Origin of the sequence: Komagataeibacter sucrofermentans DSM 15973, from assembly GCF_040581405.1 — a bacterium.
GTDB lineage: Bacteria > Pseudomonadota > Alphaproteobacteria > Acetobacterales > Acetobacteraceae > Komagataeibacter > Komagataeibacter sucrofermentans.
Map to the genome: position 1 here is coordinate 1929677 of NZ_CP137157.1, position 21357 is coordinate 1951033.

At 65.4% G+C, this 21357-nt stretch carries 19 protein-coding genes; 4 read left to right on the forward strand and 15 right to left on the reverse strand.

Translation table 11 applies throughout. The annotated features are described in order from the left end of the window. Positions 1–432: 432 nt before the first annotated feature. The 9 genes from R5N89_RS09255 to R5N89_RS09295 form a co-directional block, all read right to left on the reverse strand. A complete protein-coding gene (locus R5N89_RS09255) occupies positions 433–1329 on the reverse strand; it encodes a hypothetical protein (RefSeq protein ID WP_110569077.1) in 897 nt (298 codons plus the stop codon). Next, positions 1326–2276 (reverse strand): MlaD family protein, encoded by a 951-nt coding sequence (locus R5N89_RS09260; protein WP_110569078.1) that lies wholly within the window; start codon positions 2274–2276, stop codon positions 1326–1328. Before R5N89_RS09260 ends, R5N89_RS09255 begins: the two co-directional genes overlap by 4 nt. Continuing rightward, on the reverse strand, positions 2276–2971 hold the full coding sequence (locus R5N89_RS09265) for an ABC transporter ATP-binding protein (RefSeq protein ID WP_110569079.1): 696 nt from the start codon (positions 2969–2971) through the stop codon (positions 2276–2278). The genes R5N89_RS09260 and R5N89_RS09265 overlap by 1 nt, the downstream gene beginning before the upstream one ends. Positions 2972–2973: 2 nt before the next feature. Further along, the gene (locus tag R5N89_RS09270) at positions 2974–3870 is read right to left on the reverse strand and encodes an ABC transporter permease (protein ID WP_110569080.1); all 897 of its coding nucleotides are present in this window, start codon (positions 3868–3870) and stop codon (positions 2974–2976) included. Further along, complete coding sequence (locus tag R5N89_RS09275; RefSeq protein WP_110569081.1) at positions 3867–6209, reverse strand: adenylate/guanylate cyclase domain-containing protein; 2343 nt, start codon at positions 6207–6209, stop codon at positions 3867–3869. Before R5N89_RS09275 ends, R5N89_RS09270 begins: the two co-directional genes overlap by 4 nt. A 95-nt stretch (positions 6210–6304) precedes the next feature. Next, positions 6305–6985 carry a DNA polymerase III subunit epsilon gene (gene dnaQ / locus R5N89_RS09280; RefSeq protein ID WP_110569082.1) on the reverse strand — a complete coding sequence of 227 codons (681 nt, stop codon included), beginning with the start codon at positions 6983–6985 and terminating at the stop codon, positions 6305–6307. Next, entirely contained in the window at positions 6982–7611 is a 630-nt protein-coding gene (coaE, locus tag R5N89_RS09285; protein WP_110569083.1) for a dephospho-CoA kinase, read from the reverse strand. The genes dnaQ and coaE overlap by 4 nt, the downstream gene beginning before the upstream one ends. Before the next feature lie 5 nt (positions 7612–7616). After that, on the reverse strand, positions 7617–8483 hold the full coding sequence (locus R5N89_RS09290; protein WP_110569166.1) for a shikimate dehydrogenase: 867 nt from the start codon (positions 8481–8483) through the stop codon (positions 7617–7619). Between the two features lie 29 nt (positions 8484–8512). After that, the gene (locus tag R5N89_RS09295) at positions 8513–9331 is read right to left on the reverse strand and encodes an N-formylglutamate amidohydrolase (RefSeq protein ID WP_110569084.1); all 819 of its coding nucleotides are present in this window, start codon (positions 9329–9331) and stop codon (positions 8513–8515) included. Between the two features lie 248 nt (positions 9332–9579). On the opposite strand from R5N89_RS09295, the gene argH reads away from it, so the two are divergent. Continuing rightward, complete coding sequence (gene argH, locus R5N89_RS09300) at positions 9580–11010, forward strand: argininosuccinate lyase (RefSeq protein WP_110569085.1); 1431 nt, start codon at positions 9580–9582, stop codon at positions 11008–11010. Next, positions 11007–11168 (forward strand): hypothetical protein, encoded by a 162-nt coding sequence (locus tag R5N89_RS09305; protein WP_167400870.1) that lies wholly within the window; start codon positions 11007–11009, stop codon positions 11166–11168. The genes argH and R5N89_RS09305 overlap by 4 nt, the downstream gene beginning before the upstream one ends. Positions 11169–11180: 12 nt before the next feature. On the opposite strand, the gene cdd is transcribed toward R5N89_RS09305, so the two are convergent. After that, on the reverse strand, positions 11181–11579 hold the full coding sequence (gene cdd / locus R5N89_RS09310; protein WP_110569086.1) for a cytidine deaminase: 399 nt from the start codon (positions 11577–11579) through the stop codon (positions 11181–11183). Between the two features lie 78 nt (positions 11580–11657). Here cdd and lysA point away from each other — a divergent pair, with 78 nt between their 5' ends. Further along, on the forward strand, positions 11658–13028 hold the full coding sequence (gene lysA, locus R5N89_RS09315; protein ID WP_110569087.1) for a diaminopimelate decarboxylase: 1371 nt from the start codon (positions 11658–11660) through the stop codon (positions 13026–13028). Then, positions 13025–15757, forward strand: coding sequence for a DUF4175 domain-containing protein (locus R5N89_RS09320; RefSeq protein ID WP_110569088.1), 2733 nt, complete (start codon positions 13025–13027; stop codon positions 15755–15757). The genes lysA and R5N89_RS09320 overlap by 4 nt, the downstream gene beginning before the upstream one ends. Before the next feature lie 122 nt (positions 15758–15879). Here R5N89_RS09320 and R5N89_RS09325 read toward each other — a convergent pair whose 3' ends face one another. The 5 genes from R5N89_RS09325 to thiO form a co-directional block, all read right to left on the reverse strand. Further along, positions 15880–18501, reverse strand: a complete 2622-nt coding sequence (locus R5N89_RS09325) for a cation:proton antiporter (RefSeq protein ID WP_110569089.1) — start codon at positions 18499–18501, stop codon at positions 15880–15882. 226 nt (positions 18502–18727) lie between these two features. After that, a complete protein-coding gene (locus tag R5N89_RS09330) occupies positions 18728–19351 on the reverse strand; it encodes a thiamine phosphate synthase (RefSeq protein WP_110569090.1) in 624 nt (207 codons plus the stop codon). After that, the gene (locus R5N89_RS09335; protein WP_110569091.1) at positions 19348–20118 is read right to left on the reverse strand and encodes a thiazole synthase; all 771 of its coding nucleotides are present in this window, start codon (positions 20116–20118) and stop codon (positions 19348–19350) included. Before R5N89_RS09335 ends, R5N89_RS09330 begins: the two co-directional genes overlap by 4 nt. A gap of 5 nt (positions 20119–20123) precedes the next feature. Further along, positions 20124–20324: a sulfur carrier protein ThiS gene (thiS, locus tag R5N89_RS09340; protein ID WP_110569092.1), complete on the reverse strand. Its 201-nt coding sequence runs from the start codon at positions 20322–20324 to the stop codon at positions 20124–20126. A gap of 22 nt (positions 20325–20346) precedes the next feature. Then, positions 20347–21342 carry a glycine oxidase ThiO gene (gene thiO, locus R5N89_RS09345; protein ID WP_110569093.1) on the reverse strand — a complete coding sequence of 332 codons (996 nt, stop codon included), beginning with the start codon at positions 21340–21342 and terminating at the stop codon, positions 20347–20349. Positions 21343–21357 lie beyond the last annotated feature (15 nt).

Below are 21357 nucleotides of genomic sequence, written 5' to 3' on the forward strand. Positions count from 1 at the left end.
TCCGGCCTCCCCGCTCGTGAACAACACATCGGCCTGACTGCGGGCCATGTCGGCGGAGCCTGTCGCCTGAACAGCCATTCTCGAGGGGTCGCGCGACAAGCTGAGCTGGCGAAGGCTGGTCATAGCTGGACCAGACATCTTTTCCCGGCCCCTGCGGCGCACGCCACGCCCTCTTCATAATATATCCGCCGTACGGTCAATCGCCCTGAGGCCGGGACGCCGGAAGCAAAACATCGATCCCCTGCCCACCCGGTTGGCGCAACCATGCATGACGGTGGCATTCCGTTCACGGTCCATATCCGCACGGACAGGTCAGGGTCATATTAGACCCTGCACAGAAAGAGCACCTGCACGTCAGGCAGGCCCGGCACCGTTCCAACCAGCCCGATAGAGAGGCGGATTGATACGGAGCCTGTCCCGGCTGCTGACGGGTTATGGCCTGCGTTTGCTTGAGGTCGGGGTTGCCGCAGGCGCAGCAAAAGGATCGGCAACCGAGGCCGTCCCTGCCAGTTTGGCCCACTGGTCGGCTGCTGTCGTATCCCCGGCCTGCCGTGCACTCTGGCTGGCACGCGCATAAAGCTGGGCCGCAGCCTGTGCATTGCCCGCCCTGGTGGCCGCGCGGGCGGCGACGCCAAGGGCGCGGGCCATATCACGGTAATGCACCTGTGTCTGGCGAATGGTCGCGGCCTGCAGCGCATCCTGCCAGGCGGTCTGGGCGCTGCCGCCGGTAGCCAGCAGGTTGCGGGCCGCCATTTCCTTGGCGTCGGCGCTCCAGCTATCGGGCAGCTTGCCGGTCAGCGTCTCGAAATATGCCGCGACCGAGGCCAGGGTTGCGTCATCCCCGCTCTCATCGGCAATCAGCCCACGGATGAACTGGCCTTTTTCCGCAATGTCGGGGTCCTGTGCGCCAGCGGCAAGGGCGGCCTGTTTCGCGGCTTCCGCCTCGCGGCCCAGCCGGTGCAGCGCACCGGCCTGCACCAGGTCCAGCCCCGTATCATCTGCTGCCTGCCCGCGCAGCGCCAGCGCCGCGCGGGTTGAGGTAATGGTAGCCAGTGCATCCTGCGGCTTGTTTTCATCAAGCTGCACGGTGGCCAGATTATAGCCTGCATCGCCTATGGCCGTTACGTCATCACGCGCTACGGCACGCTGGCCTGCCGCGCGGTACTGCTGCTCGGCCACGGCAAGGCGGTCAAGCCCCACGGCATCGCGCCCGGTATCCATATCCTGCGACAAGGTGCTGTCCGTCGGGGGGGCGGGCGTCTGTGCCCCGCCGCAGGCGGCAAGGACGAGTGCCAGACCCAGTGCCGCATAGTCTTTTTTCATCTTCATGGCTGCACCTTCTGCGCGGGAAGACGGGCATGCCCTTTCTTCACCTTGTTACCACTGCCGCCGAGCAGCCACATGCCCCGCATCTGGTCAACCAGCTTCTGCAGGCTGCTGGCCGTGGTCTGGGCCTGCACCAGAAGCACCGGGAGCTGCTGGCTGGCATCCTTGAGGTTGCTGGTAATGGCGGGTGTTGCGTTACTCAGGTCGCCCGTCGCCTTCTGCACGTTACTCATCGAGGCGCTGGCCTTGTCCATCACGACGGCAAGCTGCTTCTCGATCGGGGTCAACTGGCTGACCGTGGCATCAAGGCTGGTGATCATCTGTTCCGCCTGGCGGATCAGGTCATCATTGGTCATGAGCCGCCCGATCGAGCCCTTACCCGCATGCATGTCGGTAATGGTGGCATCGAGCGTTGCCATCATGTGCTGGGCGTTATCAAGCACCGGGATCACGCGGTCGCGGATGTCGCTGAAGGTCTGGGTAATGGTATCGGCCGGGTTGGGCGCGTTGGTGGCGCTGAGCACGGCGTAGCTCCAGTCCAGCTTCTCGCCCACGCCACGCGAGATGTCGATATAGCTCGCCCCCGCCACCACGAAGCGCTTGCGGATGATGGCCGTGCTGTCATGGCGGATATAGGGTTCGATGTCAGGATCGATCTCGGCAACGGCGTACATGCCGCCCGAAGGGTTGATGCGCACGCGGCGCACCGTGCCCGCGTGGATGCCCATCACCTCAAGGTCATCGCCAACAGCAAGGCCACTCACCCCGTTTTCTGGCAGCACGATGCGCAGCCTGCCCGCGGGGGTGAGCCAGTCGCGCAGCACGCCGGCCTCGATCACCGCGCCAAACAGGATGACCAGGGCAACCAGAACAAGGATGCCTACCCATTCATCGGCGTAACGGACGCGCACAAGCTGCCGGATTCCGTCTGACTGTTGTTTCTGCACCATTACACCACCCGCAGGGAAAAAAGACCTTCGTCGAGAAGGCGCATGTGGATATTCACCGCCTTGCGATATTCATGCCACGCCGCAGAGGAGCGGACGAACCACAGCACCCCGCAGCCACGGTCGCGCGCGGCGGTCATCGTTTCAAAAAACGGCAGGACCGTCTCTTCTGGCAGCATGTCGGAAATATCTTCCAGTATCAGCAGGTCAGGCCGCCCCATGAAGGCGCGCACGCAGGCCGCCCGCGCCAGATCCGCGCCTGAAAGCCGGTCTGGCGCGGTAATGGGCAGGCCGGGAAAGCCGAATGTATGCCCAAGCTCGGTTGCGCGATGCACCACATTCTCGAACGGGTCCGTCGTATGGTACAGGTGTGGCAGCATGATGTTGAGATGCGTGCCGAACAGGCTCAGCCAGCTACCGTGGCGCGAGATACGGCCAATACGCCCGCGCAGCGCGTTGAGCTGCCGGTCATGCAGCGTGCTCCAGTCCAGCCCCATGAACTTGATGCTGCCCTGCGTGAGCGGGATCATGCCGGTGCACAGATCAGCGAACATGGCGGCGCGCTCAAAATCACGGCAGTCGATCACCGCGCATTCACCCGGCATGATGCGCAGGTTGTAGGGCGCGGGCATGAGGCCGCTTTCATCGAACGAGGGTACGGCGTCGCGTAGTTCCAGCAGGGGCGCGTTTGCTGCCATGGTCAGAAATCCAGCATGAAGAGGATATTGACCACCAGCACCAGCATGATCCCGCGGGCGAAGCCGCGCGGCATGATGGTGGCCATCGTATCGTTACTGCTTACGGTCAGCCCCGAAATGCACGCCCCCAGCCCGACAAAGAAACCGACCAGCACGAATTTGAGCGGGATGATGAGGTAATCCCACGTGGTCATGGCCGCCAGCACGTTGAAAAAGAACGTCCAGACCGAGGACGTGATGGCCCCGCTGGCATGCGCCACCACAAAACCCATGAGCAGCGACACGACCGCAAAGATCATGCCCAGCGTAAAGCCCCCCACCGTAAAGGCGAAGGTGCGCGGCATGACCAGTGCAAGGAAAGGGTCGATGCCACGCGCCTGCAGGCCGCGCACCTCGCCGCCCAGCACCATCATGCCGATCTCGGTCAGCGACAGCATGCCGCTGCGGCCCATCAGGATGATGCCGACAAGAATGGGCGAGATTTCACGCACCAGCACCGAGACCAGGATCGAACCCGTCATCTGCGCCATGCCAGCATAACCCAGCCAGTATGCCGCCTGCGACACGACCATGAGGCCCGCAAGCGTGGCCGTAATGACAATGCTCAGGAAACCGCCGCCAATCACCTGCCGCAAGGTGGCGCGGAATTCATAGATGACAGGCCTGCGCCATGAATTGGGGCGCAGGCTCTCGCGCAGCGTGCCCCATCCGGCCCCGATCAGCAGCAGCGTGAAGCGGACCTGATGGCGCGTCAGCCGCCCGATGGCGGCAAGCCATGGCGCAAAACGCCCGATCAGCGTGGCGAAGCGGCCCGTATCCTTGCTGTCCTCTGGCGGGGCCATCTGGGCCAGCACGCTCGAGGCCTGCTGCTCGGGCGGCGGGGGCGAGGTGTCGGTCATCGCCGCCCGGCCAGCACGTAGGTGCGCGTCAGCCCCGCGCCGGGAATGAAGAAGCGCCCGCGCTCACGGAACAGGAAGTTCTGGCGCAGCTGGTGATAGACATCCTCCGTGACCTGAATGGTGCCGACATCGGGCGCGCCCTGCGCCATCATCTCGGCCATGCCCATGGCATCGCCCCACAGGTTGAAGGCCTGCGGCGCCTTGCCCAGCATGCCACCAAAGACAGGCCCGACATCGATGCCGATGCGGAAGACAGGGTCGAGATCTTCCTTCGCCAGCACGGCCAGCGTGTTTTCACGCATCATCAGCGCCGCGTTGGCCATGCGAAAGACGGCCCCCTTGTCGGGCGTGCGCGAGCAACCGGCCACGCACACCACGCGGTGGCCAAGCATGCGGATGGAGAACAGCCCGCACTGCCGGGCAATATCCTGCAGCATGCCCGCCATCGCATCAATCAGCTTGAGGTTGGCCATCGGGTCGTTCTGGGCCGTCATGACAATATCCGACAGGCTGATGACCATGATGGCCACGGCGGGGAAGAACCCTTCCATGTTGGCCAGGTCCTGCGCCGAAGGCTGGCCGTTCATGCCCAGGCTGCCGGGCGTGAGCAGGAAGCCCTGGCTGGCGTCATGCGGCACTTCATCGGACGAAGGCTCGGATTCCAGTTCCTCGCGCGCGGCGGCGACCGCCGTATAGTGCTGCGCGGAGAAGCGTGCCGCCGTAACGCCTGCCACCATTTCCACAAAATGGGAGACTACCTGCGCCCGCGGCGCATCCTCAAGCGTGATAACACCCACCGGGCCACTGCTGCCCGGAATGGGGCTGCAGAACAGCGTCCTGCTGCCAAACGAGCGCATGTAGACGCGGTAGAACGCTCCCACCCGTTCATCGGCTGCGGCATTTTCAGTTGTCAGCACGTCACCATGCGCGACGGCATCAAAGAAGGTCTTGAGGTCGGTGGTGGCCATTTCGAAGCCACCGGAATGCACATCCTGCTGCCGGTCGTAGGAATCGATGCACATCAGCGTGTGCCCATCATGCAGGATGCGCCAGATGGCGGCACGGCGGGCATGGGACTGGTCGGCCAGCGTCTCGGTCAGGAGCAGGGCGTTATCTTCGGGGTTGAACAGGTCCGGGTAGGTTGCGACCGTTTGCAGGGCATGGCTCTCGTAATTGGCCACATTACGCGACTGCGCGATCTGCGCGCGCATGCGGTCGGCCCGGCGCGCCTGAAGGAACAGAAGCAGCCCCAGCCCCGAGGCCAGTATCACGACCAGCACGGTAAAGAGCAGGTTCTGCCGCCCATCCGCCATGGCGAATTGTGAGAAATCATCCTCCGGCGCGACGAGCAGCAGCACCCAGCTATCGGTGCCAACCGGCAGGTTGGCCGTGATGGTGACGTAGTTCTTGCCCTTTACCTTGACCGTGCGCGCGCCATCGCCATGCACGCGATATTCATCAAACGCTTTGGTCATGACCGGAAAGTGCTTCGGGTCAAGCTTCATCCTGTCGGGGTCGCCGCCCGCGGCGGCCTCGGCCTCCTGCATGCCATGACCTGCGAGCACATGCCCGTCGCGGTCCATCAGGATGGCGTTGCCGCTTTCGCCAATGCGCAGGGAATTGAGGAATTTGTTCAGATGCGCCAGCGACATGTTGATGGCATAGACATAGGTCTTGTCATCCTGCCCCTTATAGGGAATGGCCGCCGTAATCGTAAGCTGCCGGGTCACTTCCACGATATAGGGGTGGGTCCAGTGCAGTTGCCCTTCCTTGACCGTATCGGCAAACCAGGCATGGCCGCGCGGGTCATAGCTGCCAGCCGGGGTCTGCCACTGCCTGAGCACCTTACCGTTGGCGTCACGCAGTTCATGGGTGAAGATGGGCGGCTTGTCCGCCTGCCTGACCAGGGTGGTCAGGGCCACCTGCTGGTCGTTCTCGCCATGTTCGAGCGTGCTGAAATTGCCATCGCCATCAGCGATATAGAAGGACTGGATCTGCGGCACGTTGCGCAGCATGGTGCTGCTGTAGCCCATGAATATCTTCTGTTCCACCGCGGGCGCGCCATGTTCGAGCATGTCACGCGCCACCACGCTGCCAGCCGATGCCGGGGCGAGGAAGGAATTGACTTCCTTGGCGATGTAATCCTGCTGGCTGACCAGCAGTTCATGCGTCAGGGCAAGCGCTCCGGTGCGCACCGTGCGGTAGGAGTGCCAGCCAAAGCCTGCGATGAGGGCAATGATGCTCACCACGCCCGCCACGGGCACGCCCACGTGCAGCAGGAAACGCTTGACCTGATCGGAAGGGGCAATCGTGGGATCGACAATCTCGTCCGTGGACAATGCTCTCTTCCTGTTCAACACATCAGGGCTGGTGAATGCGCGAGGTTAGCCCAAAGCGGCCCTCTCGGCCACTCCCTTTGTTACATACCGCCTATTCAGGCCAGCCACACGGGATCGGACAGGGCGGCCACAAAGGCCTGATGGGCCTCGATTTCCGCTGCATCGGGCCGCACGCGCACGGCCACATGCCCTGGCGGGCGCGCATAGGTATAGGTAGCGATGCCCCCACCCCCTTCGGACACCGACAGGCCAAGCCCGCGCTGGCGGCCGCCGGTCAGTTCAAGATAGACCTCGGCGAGCAGCTTGCAGTCGAGCAGGGCGTTATGGGTGGTACGGGCCGAGAGGTCGATGCCGAAGCGGCGGCACAACGCATCAAGGCTGTTGGGCATGCCGGGGAAGCGCTCGCGCGCCATGTCCAGCGTATCGACCATACGCCCCATGTCGAGTTCAGGCAGGCGGGCGCGGGCGAGTTCCGCATTCAGAAAGCCGAAGTCGAACCGTGCGTTATGGGCGACCAGCGGGTCATTGCCCACGAATTCAAGGAAACCGGCGGCAATTTCAGCAAATTTCGGCTTTCCCTCAAGGTCGGCATAGGTAAAGCCATGCACGCGGGAGGCTTCCTCGGGCACGTCACGCTCGGGGTCGATCAGCACATGGAAATTATTGCCCGTAGGCAGGTCGCCCATCAGTTCCAGCGCCGCGATTTCAATCACGCGGTCACCTTTGAGGGGGTCAAGCCCCGTGGTTTCCGTATCGAACAGGATGGAGCGTTTCATGCAGGCTTTCTTCCGTAGGCCGCCCAGGCGGCGGGGTCTTTCGTGTGCATGGCGTGCAGCAGGTGCCTGACCTGCCGCAACGTGTCGTGCCGCGACAGCCCGGTTTCAATCACGATATCGGCCCTGCGCCGCCGGGCGGCATCGGGCATCTGGCGGGCCAGCACGGCATCAAGCTGCGCGGGCGTCATGGTGCCCCGCCGCAGCACGCGGGCGCGCTGGATGGTGGCGGGCGCGCTGACTACCACCACCTTATCACATATCCGCTCGGCCCCGGTCTCGAACAGGAGCGGAATATCGAGCACCACCCACCGACACCCGTCACGCCGCGCCCGCGCAAGGAAGCGCATGCGCGCGGCCCGCACCAGCGGGTGCAGAATACCTTCAAGCCCACGGATGATGGCGGGGTCAGCCAATGCCGCGCGCCGGAGGGTCGCGCGGTCCAGCACACCATCGCGCACGCAGCCGGGCACCAGCCTTTCAATGGCGGGCAGCGCGCGGCCATGCGGGGCCTGAAGCGCGCGCACCTGCGCATCGGCATCGAACACGCGCAGGCCCGCGCGGCGCAACAGGGCCGCCATGGTGGACTTGCCCATGCCGATCCCGCCCGTAAGGCCGAGCACCCGCATGGCGCTCAGTCCGCGTGGGCCGCGCGCAGATCGGCATCAAGCAGCGCTTCGACCTCCGGGCCGATGGCAGGCTGCGCGCCAAACCATTTTTCAAACCCCAGCCCGGCCTGATGGATCAGCATGCCCAGCCCGTCGACCGTGCGCAGGCCATGGCGTGCGGCAAGTTGCAGCAGCCCGGTCTGGCGCGGCACGTAAACGATGTCGCACACCACAAGCCCTGCATCGGCCTGCGCCAGATCAAGCGGGAAAGCGGTGTTATCCGCCCCTTCCATCCCGATCGAGGTCGTGTTGACCAGCAACGTGCAGCCTGCCAGCGCCTCACCCGCCCGCGCCCAGTCAATGACCTCGATTCCCTCCAGCAGGGCTGCCAGGGCCTCGGCACGGGCGCGGGTGCGGTTGGCAACGATCACCTGCACGCCCCGGTCAAGCAGGCTTGCCGCGATGGCGCGCGCGGCCCCGCCCGCACCAAGCAGCAGGGCGCGGCCGCCGCGCACCGCCACGCCATGCGCCTCGACATTGCCCACGAAGCCATCACCATCGGTGGAATAGCCCTCGATCTGGCCATCAGCGGCGAAAACCAGTGTGTTGACCGAGCCCGAGCGCTGCGCCGAGCGGTCGAGACGGTCAACGATGCGATAGGCGGATTCCTTGTGCGGGATGGTCACGTTCACCCCCCTGAATCCTGCGGCCTGCAAGCCTTTCACCGCCGTATCAAACGCGCCGGGCCGCACGGGCAGCGGCACATAGGCGCCATTGATTCTGGCCTGCGCCAGCCAGAAATTATGCATCAGCGGCGAGCGTGAATGCGCCACCGGCCAGCCGATCACCCCCGCAAGCAGGGTATGCCCGTCGATACGGGGGCTGCGTTCCATCGTGTTGTTCATGAACGGCGTGTTCCTGCTCAGTGGCGGTATTCTTCCCAGGCCCGGGGCAGGATGCGTGCAAGCCGCGCGGCCCATTCGGCCTGCCCCTCCGGGGTTGCGATCAGGTCCTGCCTGATCTCGATTTCCAGATACGGCAGGCCACGCCCTTCGGCATGGACCGGCACGGTGTAGTCATTCACATCCGTCAGGGCATAGGGCTCGTTGCTGCCCACCACCAGCCCGTCTTCCGCTGCGAGCAGGTCGCGCACGCGCAGGCCGAAGGCGGGGTTGCGGTTGTGCAGCACGCCCGTATGCCACGGCCGCGCCTGGCCGTTCATGCGATCGGTAAAGCTGTGCAGCGAGACCAGCACCACGGGCAGGCCCGCCTCGAGCCGCGTGGAAATCTCACCGCCGATCTTCTGGTGATAGGGCAGGAAGATTTCCTCCACCCGGCAGCCTTCCGCATCGGCGCTGAGGTCGGCATTGGCGGGCACGGGCGTGCCGTCGCTTTCGCGCACGATGGAGGTGGGGTGCCCCGGCGCGCGGTTGCAGTCGATCACGAGGCGGGAATAGGCCTGCTCGATCAGCACGCAGCCCAGCTTTTCGGCCAGAAGGCGCCCGGTTTCGGCCATGCCCAGGTCACAGGCGATATGGCGCGCGCGGTCCTGCGCACTCACCCCCATGTCACCCAATGCGGCGGGAATGGCCTGTCCCGCATGGTCGCTGACCAGAACGAAGGGCAGCCCCCCTGCCGTGGCCACGCCATCGAGCGCCGACGGGCCGAACTGGATGACCGGCGCCGGGTCGGCCGGGGTCAGCAAACGTGACGGCTCCTGTGCAAGGGCTGCATGGTGCATTGTGGCGTAACGTCCTCTGCCATGGCGGGTTGGGCGCCGACATTACAGCCCCGGCCCGCCAAGTAAAAGACCCCGTCACGGCCCCGCGCCGCAACCCCGCCCCGCGCCACGACCCCATGCACGCACGATTGCGGCGCGCCACGATTGTATCTGCCGCGCCGCGCCGGTAGGGTGCGCGGCGCGCAATGGCATTGAGCCATGAAGGCGCGCCATAATCCTTTTCACACTTGGGGTAGCTGGAACACAGGATGCCGGGGAACGCAAAAACGCTGACGGATCAGGACGCGCACAAGGCGAACGCACAATGGGGCGGGCGCTTTGCCGGGGGGCCTGCGGCCATCATGCAGGACATCAATGCCTCGATCGGCTTTGACAAGGCGCTGTGGCGGCAGGACATCGCGGGCTCGAAGGCCCATGCCGCCATGCTCGCGAAAACCGGCATCATTTCCGGCGAGGACGCCAAAGCCATTACCGAGGGGCTGGACCAGATCGGCCGCGAGATCGCGGCGGGCACGTTCGCGTTCAGCACCGCCCTTGAAGATATTCACATGAATATCGAGGCCCGCCTGTCCGATCGCATTGGCGAGGCAGGCAAGCGCCTGCACACCGCGCGCTCGCGCAATGACCAGGTGGCAACCGATTTCCGCCTGTGGGTGCGCGATGCGATTGACGGGCTGGAGCAGCAGGCCGCCGCCCTCATGCGCGCGCTCGCCCGCCGCGCGCTCGAGCATGCGGCAACGCCCATGCCCGGCTTCACCCACCTGCAGACCGCCCAGCCCGTGACCTTCGGCCATCACCTCATGGCCTATGTCGAGATGCTGGCCCGTGACCGGGGCCGCCTGACCGATGCCCGGCGCAGGCTCAACGAATCCCCGCTCGGCTCGGCAGCGCTTGCGGGCACGTCATTCCCCATCGACCGGGAGATGACGGCCCATGCGCTGGGCTTCGACCGCCCTACCGCCAACTCGCTCGATGCGGTGTCGGACCGTGATTTCGCGCTGGAATATCTCTCGGCCCTGTCCATCATGGCGATGCACCTCTCACGCCTGGCGGAAGAAATCGTGATCTGGTGCTCGGCCCCCTTCTCGTTCATCCGCCTGTCGGATGCGTTCACCACCGGTTCGTCCATCATGCCGCAAAAGCGCAACCCGGACGCTGCCGAGCTGGTGCGCGCCAAGGGCGGGCGCATCACCGGTGCGCTGGTCGGGCTGCTTACGGTCATGAAGGGCCTGCCGCTGGCCTATGCCAAGGACATGCAGGAAGACAAGGAACCCGTCTTCGCCGCCACGGATGCCGCCACCCTGTGCCTTGCCGCCATGGATGGCATGGTGCGCGACCTCACGGTCAATGAGGCGCAGATGCGCGCCTATGCCGGGTCCGGCTTCTCCACCGCCACCGATCTGGCCGACTGGCTGGTGCGCGTGCTCAAGGTGCCCTTCCGCACCGCGCACCACGTGACCGGCCGCCTTGTGGGCAAGGCGGAAGCAAAGGGCGTGGGCCTGGCCGAGCTGAGCCTTGCGGAGATGCAGGAAGAGGAAGCGGGCATCACGCAGGACATCTTCTCGGTGCTGAGCGTCGATTCCTCCATTGCCTCGCGCACCAGCCACGGCGGCACGTCAGCCGATAACGTGCGCGCGCAGGCCACGCGCTGGCTGGACACGCTGGGAGCAAACGCATGAACGCCCTGACCACCCTGCGCCGCAACGCGGCGCGCTTCATGCTCATGTTCGCCATGCTTGCCGCCATGGGCGCCACGCTTGGGGCCTGCGGGCGCATTGGCAACCCGCACCAGCCCAGCAGGGAGTTCTATAACAGCTATCCCGACAAGGACCGCTGAGGCCCACGCCAGTCAGGCTAGGCTGCCCGGCCCGAAACTGTCGGGCAGCAGGTCGGCCAGCGTATGGACCACCAGCACCGCGCCCTGAGGCGAGATCATGGCGATCTCGGCCTCCGGCGGCGCGAATTCCCTTATCTTCTGCCGGCATCCCCCGCATGGCGTGCAGGCGGCGCCCGTGCCGCCACACACCACCACGCGCCGGATCTGGCGCGCGCCCGCGGCCACCATGGCCGCAATGGCGCCTGCTTCGGCGCAGGTTCCCTCGGGGTAGGCCGCGTTCTCTACATTGCACCCGGCAAAAATCCGGCCATCCACGGTCTCGACCGCAGCGCCCACCTGAAAGCGCGAATAGGGCGCATAGGCATGGGTCCGCACGGCCATTGCCGCCCCTGCCACGGGGTCGTGAGTCATGATGGGCCTGTCCTTCCTGTTCTTTCCTGCGTCAACCACCTTGGAAGGGATGCGGCAAGGCGGTATCGTGTGGGTATCATGGCTGATACTCCCCTCCCCTGTCCCGGACAGGACCCTTCCGTCGCCGACCTTCTGGCCGTCCGTCCCGCGTTGTCAATGCACGCCATGGACGGGCTCGTGCTCGAGGACGTGCCGCTTAACGCCATAGCCGACGCGCTTGGCACGCCCACATGGGTGATGAGTGCCGGTACGCTGCGCGCGCGCTACCGCAGGCTGGCCGATGCCTTCAAGGTGACGGACCGCCCGGTTTCCATCCATTTCGCGGTCAAGGCCAACGATCATCTGGCCGTGCTGCGCGTGCTGGCGGCGCAAGGCGCGGGCGCCGACGTGGTGAGCGGCGGAGAACTGCGCCGCGCCATGGCGGCGGGCATCCCGGCAAGCCGGATCGTGTTCTCGGGCGTGGGCAAGACTGCTGACGAGATGCGCCTGGCGCTACGCGCGGGCATTCTGCAGGTCAATGTGGAAAGTGCGGAGGAACTCGAACTGCTCTCCGCCACGGCGCAGGCCGAAGGGCTGGAGGCAGCGGTCGCCCTGCGCATCAACCCCGATGTCGATGCGGGAACGCACGCCAAGATCACCACGGGGCTTGCCAACAACAAATTCGGTATTCCCTATAACCGCGCGGTCGAACTCTATGCCCGCGCCGCAGCGCTCCCCGGCATCCGCCCCGTGGGGCTGGCCATGCATATCGGCAGCCAGATCGTGCGCATGCAGCCTTACCGCACCGCCTATACGCGGCTGGCCGAACTCGTGCACGCCATCCGCGCGCGCGGGCTGGTGGTCGACGCGCTGGACTGCGGCGGCGGGCTTGGCATTTCCTACCGCGATGAAACCGAAGGCGCGCCCGAAGCCCTTGCCGCCACTATTGCGGCCGAACTTGGCGGGCTGGGCACGCGCCTGGCCATTGAGCCGGGCCGCTGGCTGGCGGGGCCTGCGGGCGTGCTGCTGAGCACCGTCATCCTGCGCAAGCGCGGCTATGACGGCATGCCCCCCTTCCTGGTGCTTGATGCGGCAATGAACGACCTCATGCGCCCCAGCCTGTACGATGCATGGCATGGCATCCTGCCGCTTTCGGCCAAGGATGCGACCGCCCCGGTCGAGACGGTGCATGTGGTCGGCCCCGTATGCGAAAGTGGCGACACCTTCGGCCATGACCGCACCCTGCCCCACATGGAAGCAGGCGCGCACGTGGCCCTGCTGGACTGCGGGGCCTATGGCATGGTGATGAGCTCCACCTATAACGACCGCCCGCTGGCAGCGCAGGTGATGGTCGATGGCAATCGCTGGGCTGTCATCCGCCCGCGCCAGCCTGTTGAGGAACTCTGGGCCGCCGACCATGTTCCCGAGTGGGTGGACAAAGCCCTTACCCCCGCTGGCGGAGGCCTATGACCGTCGGGCAGGACATGACCCGGACTGGCGGCAACCTGCCGCAACGCCTTGCGCGTGCGCGCGGGCAGGCCCGCCGCGCCCTGTGGGCGGAGCGCCTGTGGCCGCTCATGCTCCCTGCCGCGAGCACGGCCATGGGGGTGGCCCTGCTGGGGCTGGCGCGCGTGCCGCAGCGCCTGCCCGACAGCGTGCACGCGCTGGCCCTGCTGGGGCTGGCCGGGGCCGTATCGTGGCGCACCTGGCGGCTGTGGCAGGCCGTCAGCCCCCCCACCGCCGCCGAGACCGACCGGCGCGTGGAGCAGGCCTCCGGCCTGACGGGGCAGCCGCTGCGCACCCTGCATGACCAGCCCGCCAATACCGGCACGCCCGCCCTTCATGAACTGTGGCAGCTACACCTGCACCGCACGATGGCGGCCCTTGAGCACCTGCGCGGCGGCTGGCCACATCTGCGCCTGCCCGCTTCGCAATGGGTGCGCGCAACCCCCGTGCTGGCCGTGCTGCTGGCCGGAGGGCTCGTCTGGACCGGCCCCCATGCCGCCAGCCGCATCACGGCAGCTTTCCTGCCCGGCATGGATGATGCCGATACCCCTGCCCCGCAGGTCAATGCCTGGATCACCCTGCCTGACTATGCGCCCGGTGCCCCGGTCTTTCTTGATGCCACCCATGCCACCGCCACCATTCCCGCAGGGGCCGTGCTCAGTGTTACGCTGAACGGGCTGGATGGCACGCCCGCCCTGCGCATGCAGGCCAGCCAGTCTGCTCCCGCCATTGGCCCCCATGGCTTTCACGCGCTGGGCAAGGCCAGCTGGAGCGCCAATGCCACCCTTCTGGCCAGTGGCACGCTGCGCCTGCGTGGCCGGGGGCGCACGCTGGCGCAATGGAGCCTGCACGTAACCCCCAACCCGCCACCGGAGGTGGCCTGGGGGCCAAACCCCGGCAGCAGCGCGGGGGAATGGCGCACGCGCCTGCCCTACCATGTAGCCCAGCCCTACGGCATTGCCAGCCTGCACGCCGAACTGGTCATGCCTGACAGCCCGAACGACATCCTGCGCGTACCCCTGCCACTCAATGGCCAGCCCCGCACCGCTGATGGCGTGGCGACGCCCGATCTGTCAGACAACCCATGGGCGGGCGAGGACGTGACCGCCCGCCTTGTGGCCACCAGCCACAGCGGCACGACCGCGACGTCCGCCCCCATCAAACTGCGTATCGGCGCGCGCATATTCCATAATCCGGTGGCCAAAGCCATTCTGGACATTCGCCAGCGCCTTGCCCTGCACCGCGAGAACCGGGCGCAGGCCGCGCGCGAGCTGGTAGGGCTGGGCCAGGCCGATACCGTGCTGACGCACCATGTCGGCCTGCTGCTGGGCCTGACCAGCACCGCCGCCCTGCTGGGCAGCGAGGATGTGAGCGATGAGGCCGCCATTGCGCAGGCCACCGCGCGGCTGTGGTTCCTTGCCCTCGATGTGGAGCACAACCGCCGCGATATTGATAACGAACAGGCAGATTTTGGCGTCAAGGCCGCGCAGGAAGCCGTGCGCCAGCAGCTTGAGCACATGCGCGAGATGGGGCCAAAGGGGCAGGATGCCGACCAGCAGGCCGAACTCCAGCACCGCATGCAGGCGCTCAAGGATGCGATCTCGCGCAAGATGCAGGCGCTAGGCCAGCATTCCGCCATTCCCGCCATGCCGCAGATGACCCTGCAGGGCGAACAGAATCTGGGCCAGATGATGCAGCAGCTACAGGATGACGCCGCATCGGGCCGCGATGCCGATGCCATGCAGAAACTCCAGCAGATGGAGGACATGGCTGATGGCATCCGCAATGCAACCCCGCAGGACATGATGGCGCTGGCCCAGCAGATGCAGGCCCGCCAGCAGGCGCGCGAACTGCGCCGCAGCCTGCGCGATCTGGTTACACGCCAGTCGCAGTTGCTCGATCACGCCCAGTCGCGCCTGGACCAGGACCAGCGCCAGCGTGAACGCGATGCCGCCAGCCGCCAGACCGACATGGATGAGGATGAAGGCGACCTGTCCTCCATGTCCACCACCGACCTGCTGCGCCAGCTTGGCATCACGCCCCAAAGCGGCACCACCCCGGCTGCCCCGCAGGCAGGCCCGCCCCCGCCACCAAGCCTGACACCCGAGGCCCGCACGGCCCAGCAGCATGCCGACCGCGCCGTGCAGCACGCCCTTGCCCGCGCGCTGCATGAGCTTCAGCGCGAGTTCAAGCAGGCGATGGGCAAGGACATGCCCGCCCTGGACAAGGCGCAGACGGACATGAAAGCCGTGCGTGCCGCCCTCGGCGCAGGCAAGGACGCGGAAGCTGCGGCAGCGGAGAAAAAAGTGCTGGCCGACCTGCAACAGGGCAACCAGCAGATGCGCCAGTCCATGCGCAGCCAGAGCAGCAAGGGCACCATGAGCGTGCTGCTGCCCATGCTGTCTGACGATGGCAAGGGCAAAGGCACCCACGGCAGTGGTGGCAACCAGTCCGGTGACCCGGATGATGAGGATGACGAGCAGCAGCAGGCGGGTGACAAGGGCGATCGTGACCCGCTTGGCCGCAAGAGCGGCGGCACCCATGCCGGCATGGATAACGACACCCACCTGCCTGACAATGCCAGCCGTGAACGCGCACGCGAGATCGAGCAGGAACTGCGCCGCCGCGATGCCGACCGCACCCGCCCGCCAGAGGAACTGGAATATCTCGACCGCCTGCTCCGCCCGTTCTGAACACGGCGTTCAGACGGGAGGAAAAAGCCAGATCAGCCTGTCAGTTTTTTTCAGGAAAATGGCGGTTCATGAAGCTTTTTGAAAAAAGCTTCACCCAAAACTTTCTTCTGTTTCCAGCAGCTTCAGGCTTTGCCTGAGCCGCTCTTGCGCACCGGTATGGCCTGGGTTACCGGGGCCGTGGCGAGGTCGATCGCATCATAGGAGGGCGTGCGACCCGCCATTTCCGCGCCATCGCCGGGCAGAAGCTGGGCATCGGGCAGTTCGCCCTTGGCGCGGGCCTGGATCAGGCGCGCGAGATTTTCACCGATATGGGGATAATCCTCGACAAGCTTGCGGAAGTCGCGCGCGCTCATGGTCATGAAATGCCCGAACTGCAACGACCGGCTGGTGGCTGCCACGCGCCCGTCCTTCAGGGCTTCCTCGCCGCCCAGCACGGCCCCCGCCCCGAAGCGCACGTCATGCTTGGGGTAATGCGTCTCGGCCAGGCCCGCGCTGATGAAATAGACGGTGCGTACCTTCTGCCCCTTGCGGTACAACCGCTCGCCCGGCGTGGAGAAATGGATCGACATCTTCATCGCGATGTCGTGCAGCACGCCATCGGCCACACCCTCGAAGAGGGGGAAATTGTGGATACGGCTTTCAATACCTGCGCGGATGTTGAACTTGAGCCGGAAATCAAGCTGCTCGCGCCGGTGTTCCACATCACGGTGCAGTTCGCGGTGCAGTTCCTCGCTCAGCAGCGATTCCGACATCAGGGTATCGTATTTTTCCTCTTCCAGCCTGAGCGCGATCTGGCGCAGCATCCGGTTTTCCAGCGCCTCGGAATACCCATGATAATGCAGCCGCAGGGTCTGCAGCGCCTCATCAAGCAGCTTGCACTGCCGACCAAGCACCTCGCCCACGATCTCGCTGATACGGACACCGAGCGTCGGCTCCATGCGCTGGCGCATGAAGCGCGTGAGCGATAGCGAGACGAAATAGCCGATCATCAGCATCTCGAATCGCTCCATCATGCAGTACATGAGGGGCGTGTCGAAATTGAAGCGGTGGTGGATGAACTGCGCCACGCGAAAGCGCAGCGAGGGCCGCAGCCTGCGCCGCAATGCGCGCACGTAGCCAAAGCGGCCTTCAAGGCGGGCGCCATCCACCATGGCCTCGGCCGAGCGCAGCAGCGTTTCCATCACACGGCGCGACAGGCCCTGAATGCGGAACAGGTCAAGCAGGATGGAGCGCTCGCGGTTGGCGATCACGATCAGGGCAAGCGTCACGCGCTGGCGGTCGCCAAGGGCTGTATCGAATGTATTGGCCTGCTCCTCCGAATGGACGCGCCGGTCGAGCACATCGACCACCGTGCTGGTCACGTTGGGGGAGAAGCCGAGCTCACCCGCCACGTCGCGCGTCTGGTCACGCACTTCGCCTAGGCCGATGGCCAGGATCTGGTGGCGCAGGGCCTGATCGATCAGCGGCAACTGGTCAAGCTTGAGAAACAGCACGAGATAGCGCAGCGACAACCCGTTGACGAACAGCGTGATCAGCACGAACCCCGTGGCGATAATGCCGATGAAGTGCGCGATACTGCTCGAGACATGCTCGTTTTCCGTCACGGCCAGCGCCAGCGCCAGCGTAATGGCCCCGCGCAGCCCGCCCCACACCATCGTCACCTTGAAGGGGGTTGGCACCGGCGGCGAGAGCTTGGTGGCGGCAAGGACAGGCAGCATGCCAAACACCACCGCCCCGCGTGCGAGCAGCCCGGCACCGGCGGCCACAAGGATCAGCACGCAGTCCCACTTCGTCATGCCCACGAGCAGGCGCGGCACCAGCATGGAGGCCAGCACGAACACCAGCGACCCCGCCCAGAACACGAGCTGCTGCCACAACTCGTTGAGGAAGCGCCAGGTCTGGGGCCGGAAGGTGGACGGACCATAGATGGAGATGGTCAGCCCCGAGGCCGCCGTAGCCACCACGCCGGAAAAGCCAAGGAATTCATCACATACGATATAGGACAGGTAGGGCAGCGCGACCGTCAGCGTCACCTCGGCGGCGGGGGCAGCACCCAGGGCCGGGATCATCATGAGCACCAGCCGCCCGAACAGCACGCCGATGATGAGCGCGCCAATGAACGAGACCAGAAACTCCAGCACCGCCCCGCCCAGCATGATCTTGTGGTGCGAGGTGATGGAGCCGAGCAGGATGGTGAAGATGGAAATGGCCGCCGCGTCATTAAGCAGCGCCTCGCCCTCCACCAGGCGGGTCAGGCGGCTCGCCGCGCCGATTTCCTTGAAGATGCCCGCCACCGCCGATGGATCGGTCGTGGCCACGATGGAGCCGAGCAGCAGGCACACCGCCAGCGGCATGCCCGCCAGCGGATAGAGCGCGAAACCGATGGCAGCAGTGGAGACGGCAACAGCCACCACGGCCAGCAAAAGCACGGTGGCGGTTTCATGCGCGAGCCTGCGCACATCAATGCCAAGTGCCCCCTGAAACACCAGTATGGGCAGGAAGATCAGCAGGAACGCTTCGCTGTTAAGCGGAAAATCCAGCAGCGTCTCTGCCGCGCCATTGAATATTTCCAGATGGCTGTTGCGCAGCACCAGATCCGCCGCGCCACCGATCACGATGCCCACGATGGCAAGCAGCACGGTTTCGGACAGTTCGAGGCGGCGGGCAAGCGGCTGGACCGCGCTGACCACGACAAGCAGCACGGCAATCGCCATCAAGATTGCTGCCAGACCCGCTATCTCCATTCAAAATCCCCGCCTTCCGGCCACATCAATATATAATAGGCCAACCCTAGCGACCGACCATGAACAGATTATGTTCATTGCGCATCGGCGCGGCAGAATCTGGCGTTATAAAACCAATATCTGGCCGTAAAAGGCGTTCCTTCAAGGACCAGAGCTGTCAGTACCAATAATGCCACAGAAGCGTTGCATGAACAACACAGCGCCGATCACATTATGTTCCACTTTTTCACAAAGCCTGCCCGGTGCCGGTTGCGGCAAGCCAGGCCTTTACCTGCCCGGCCGGGTCGGGCATGCGAATGAAATCCGACACCGCCGAGACACAGTCCGCGCCCGCCGCAATGCACGAAGGCGCGCGCTCGAGCGTAATGCCGCCAATCGCCACCAATGGCAGATCGCCGATGCGTTTCTTCCACACGGTCAATTTTTCCGTGCCCTGCGGCCCCCACGGCATTTTTTTCAGCTTTGTGGGCCAGACCGGGCCAAGGGCCACGTAATCGGGGCTGACCGAGAGCGCACGCTCGAGTTCCGCCTCGCTATGAGTGCTCACGCCAAGCCTGATCCCGGCGGCGCGAATGGCGGGCAGGTCCGCCGTATCAAGGTCTTCCTGGCCCAGATGGATGTAATCCACCCCCTCCTCAATCGCGATGCGCCAGTAATCATTGAGCACGAGGCACACGCCGTGCTGCCGCGCCTGCGCGATGCCTGAGCGGATTTCGCGCAGCAATGCCTGCTGCTCCATATCCTTGAGGCGCAACTGGATCAGTTTCGCGCCAGCCTGGCCCAACTGGCCCACCCAGCGGGCTTCATCAACAACGGGATAGATGCGCGACGGCAGCGGGGCGTGGCTCATAGCACGGCCTGCCCGATAACGGGGGTGGAGGGTGCTGCCATGTCGCGTTCTTCCATCGGGTCGGCAATATAGGCCATGCGCCCGGCCTCGACCGCCATGGCGAAAGCGCGGGCCATTTCCGCCGGGTTGCCCGCCTTGGCCACCGCTGTGTTGATCAGCACCGCGTCATAGCCCAGTTCCATGGCCTGTGCCGCGTGCGAGGGCACGCCGATGCCCGCATCAACAACCATCGGCACATCGGGGAAGTGCGCGCGCAAGGCCCGCAGGCCAAACAGGTTGTTCAGCCCCTTGCCCGAGCCGATCGGCGCACCCCAGGGCATCAGCACCTCGCAGCCCGCGCGCAGCAGACGCTCGGCGCCCACCAGATCCTCGGTCATGTAGGGGAAGACCTTGAAGCCGTCCTCGACCAGAATGCGCGCGGCCTCGACAAGGGCGAACATGTCGGGCTGCAATGTGTCTGATTCGCCAATCACCTCAAGCTTGATCCAGTCGGTGCCGAACACCTCGCGCGCCATCTGCGCCGTGGTCACGGCCTCACGCACGGTGTGGCAGCCCGCCGTATTGGGCAGCACGGGCACGTCAAGCCCGCGGATCAGTTCCCAGAAGGCCTGGCCTGCACGCGCGCCGGCCGCCTCGCGCCGCAGCGATACGGTCACCACCCCGGCTCCCGCCCGGCGCACGGCATCCGCCAGGATTTCAGGCGAGGGATACTGCGCCGTGCCCAGCATCAGGCGCGACGACAGTTCGGTGCCATAGAAAAGGGTCATTGCGGTTATCCTCCCTGCATGGGGGCCAGAATTTCCACCTGCGCGCCCTCATGCAGCGCAAGGCCTGCCCGGCGGGTGGCCGCGACAAAGCAGCCATCCACCGCCGTGGCGATGCGGGTCGTGGCATCATAGCCCATCTCGTCAAGCAGGGCGCTCAGGCTTGTGGCCTGCACGTCATGGCGTTCGCCATTTACCAGTATCTGCATGGAACGCTCCTGTAGGGGCTGCTCACGCCGCGCCGAACACGATATCGGCCGCCTCCCTGGCCCGCACGGGCGAGAGCAGGAAGCCGTGGCGATACATGCCGTTGATATGGATGTGCCGCCCCTTGTGGTGCACGGCAGGCATGTTGTCAGGGTAGGAGGGGCGCAGGCCGGTGCCGGTTTCGAGTATCTCGGCCTCACCAAAAGCAGGGTGCAGGGCATAGACCGCGCCCAGCATCTCCACCATCGAGCGTAGGGTCATGGGGCCTGCGTTCTCACTCTCGATCATGGTTGCACCCACCATGTAAACATGGTCGGCCCGGGGCACGATGTAAATGGGGATACGTGGATGCAGCATGCGCACCGGGCGGTACAGCGTTACGTCCGAGCAGCGCAGCAGCAGCATTTCGCCGCGCACGCCGCGCATGTCGGGCAACTGATCGCGGGCTGCAATGCCGGTGCAGTCCACCACCCAGTCAAAGCCCGTGGGCTGTTCACCCACCGGCATGTTGAAATGAATTTCGCCGCCAAGTCCGGCCACGCGGCCAGCAAGGGCCACCAGCGCATCACGCGGGTTGACGTGGCCCTCGCCCGCAAAGAACAGCGCGCGCGAGAAGCGATCGGCCAGATCCGGCTCAAGCTGCGTGATCTCGGCCTCGCCAATGGTCTCGTAATGCGAGGTGCGGCGGCCAAAGCGCATGACCTCGCGCACGTCACGCGCAGGGGCCAGCACCAGCGTGCCATTGCGGTCCACGCCGGGCACGTGCGCATCCCACCAGTCGAGCGAGGCGAGGGACTGGGCGGTGACCTCCGGTGTGGCGGATTCGGCCTCGCACCATGGGGCCAGCATGCCGCCTGCCTTCCATGAGGCACCCCAGCCCACGCGCGGGCCACATTCGTGCACCACCACCCGCGCGCCGCGCTCGGCAAGCGTTACCGCCGCCGTCAGCCCCGAAACCCCGGCACCCCGCACCAGAACGCGCGGACCCGACCCGTGGGGAAATGCCGTTGGTGCTGTCATGTGCCTGCCGTGCCC

Excerpts from the sequence above, each read along its gene's own strand:
- R5N89_RS09305 (WP_167400870.1), top strand. The coding sequence starts at position 11,007 with ATGAACGCCCTGACCACCCTGCGCCGCAACGCGGCGCGCTTCATGCTC.
- argH (WP_110569085.1), top strand. The coding sequence starts at position 9,580 with ATGCCGGGGAACGCAAAAACGCTGACGGATCAGGACGCGCACAAGGCG.
- R5N89_RS09295 (WP_110569084.1), bottom strand. The coding sequence starts at position 9,331 with ATGCACCATGCAGCCCTTGCACAGGAGCCGTCACGTTTGCTGACCCCG.
- R5N89_RS09330 (WP_110569090.1), bottom strand. The coding sequence starts at position 19,351 with ATGAGCCACGCCCCGCTGCCGTCGCGCATCTATCCCGTTGTTGATGAA.
- R5N89_RS09270 (WP_110569080.1), bottom strand. The coding sequence starts at position 3,870 with ATGACCGACACCTCGCCCCCGCCGCCCGAGCAGCAGGCCTCGAGCGTG.
- coaE (WP_110569083.1), bottom strand. The coding sequence starts at position 7,611 with ATGCGGGTGCTCGGCCTTACGGGCGGGATCGGCATGGGCAAGTCCACC.
- thiO (WP_110569093.1), bottom strand. The coding sequence starts at position 21,342 with ATGACAGCACCAACGGCATTTCCCCACGGGTCGGGTCCGCGCGTTCTG.
- R5N89_RS09335 (WP_110569091.1), bottom strand. The coding sequence starts at position 20,118 with ATGACCCTTTTCTATGGCACCGAACTGTCGTCGCGCCTGATGCTGGGC.
- R5N89_RS09325 (WP_110569089.1), bottom strand. The coding sequence starts at position 18,501 with ATGGAGATAGCGGGTCTGGCAGCAATCTTGATGGCGATTGCCGTGCTG.
- R5N89_RS09255 (WP_110569077.1), bottom strand. The coding sequence starts at position 1,329 with ATGAAGATGAAAAAAGACTATGCGGCACTGGGTCTGGCACTCGTCCTT.
- R5N89_RS09290 (WP_110569166.1), bottom strand. The coding sequence starts at position 8,483 with ATGGAACGCAGCCCCCGTATCGACGGGCATACCCTGCTTGCGGGGGTG.
- thiS (WP_110569092.1), bottom strand. The coding sequence starts at position 20,324 with ATGCAGATACTGGTAAATGGCGAACGCCATGACGTGCAGGCCACAAGC.
- lysA (WP_110569087.1), top strand. The coding sequence starts at position 11,658 with ATGGCTGATACTCCCCTCCCCTGTCCCGGACAGGACCCTTCCGTCGCC.
- R5N89_RS09320 (WP_110569088.1), top strand. The coding sequence starts at position 13,025 with ATGACCGTCGGGCAGGACATGACCCGGACTGGCGGCAACCTGCCGCAA.
- dnaQ (WP_110569082.1), bottom strand. The coding sequence starts at position 6,985 with ATGAAACGCTCCATCCTGTTCGATACGGAAACCACGGGGCTTGACCCC.
- R5N89_RS09265 (WP_110569079.1), bottom strand. The coding sequence starts at position 2,971 with ATGGCAGCAAACGCGCCCCTGCTGGAACTACGCGACGCCGTACCCTCG.
- cdd (WP_110569086.1), bottom strand. The coding sequence starts at position 11,579 with ATGACTCACGACCCCGTGGCAGGGGCGGCAATGGCCGTGCGGACCCAT.
- R5N89_RS09260 (WP_110569078.1), bottom strand. The coding sequence starts at position 2,276 with ATGGTGCAGAAACAACAGTCAGACGGAATCCGGCAGCTTGTGCGCGTC.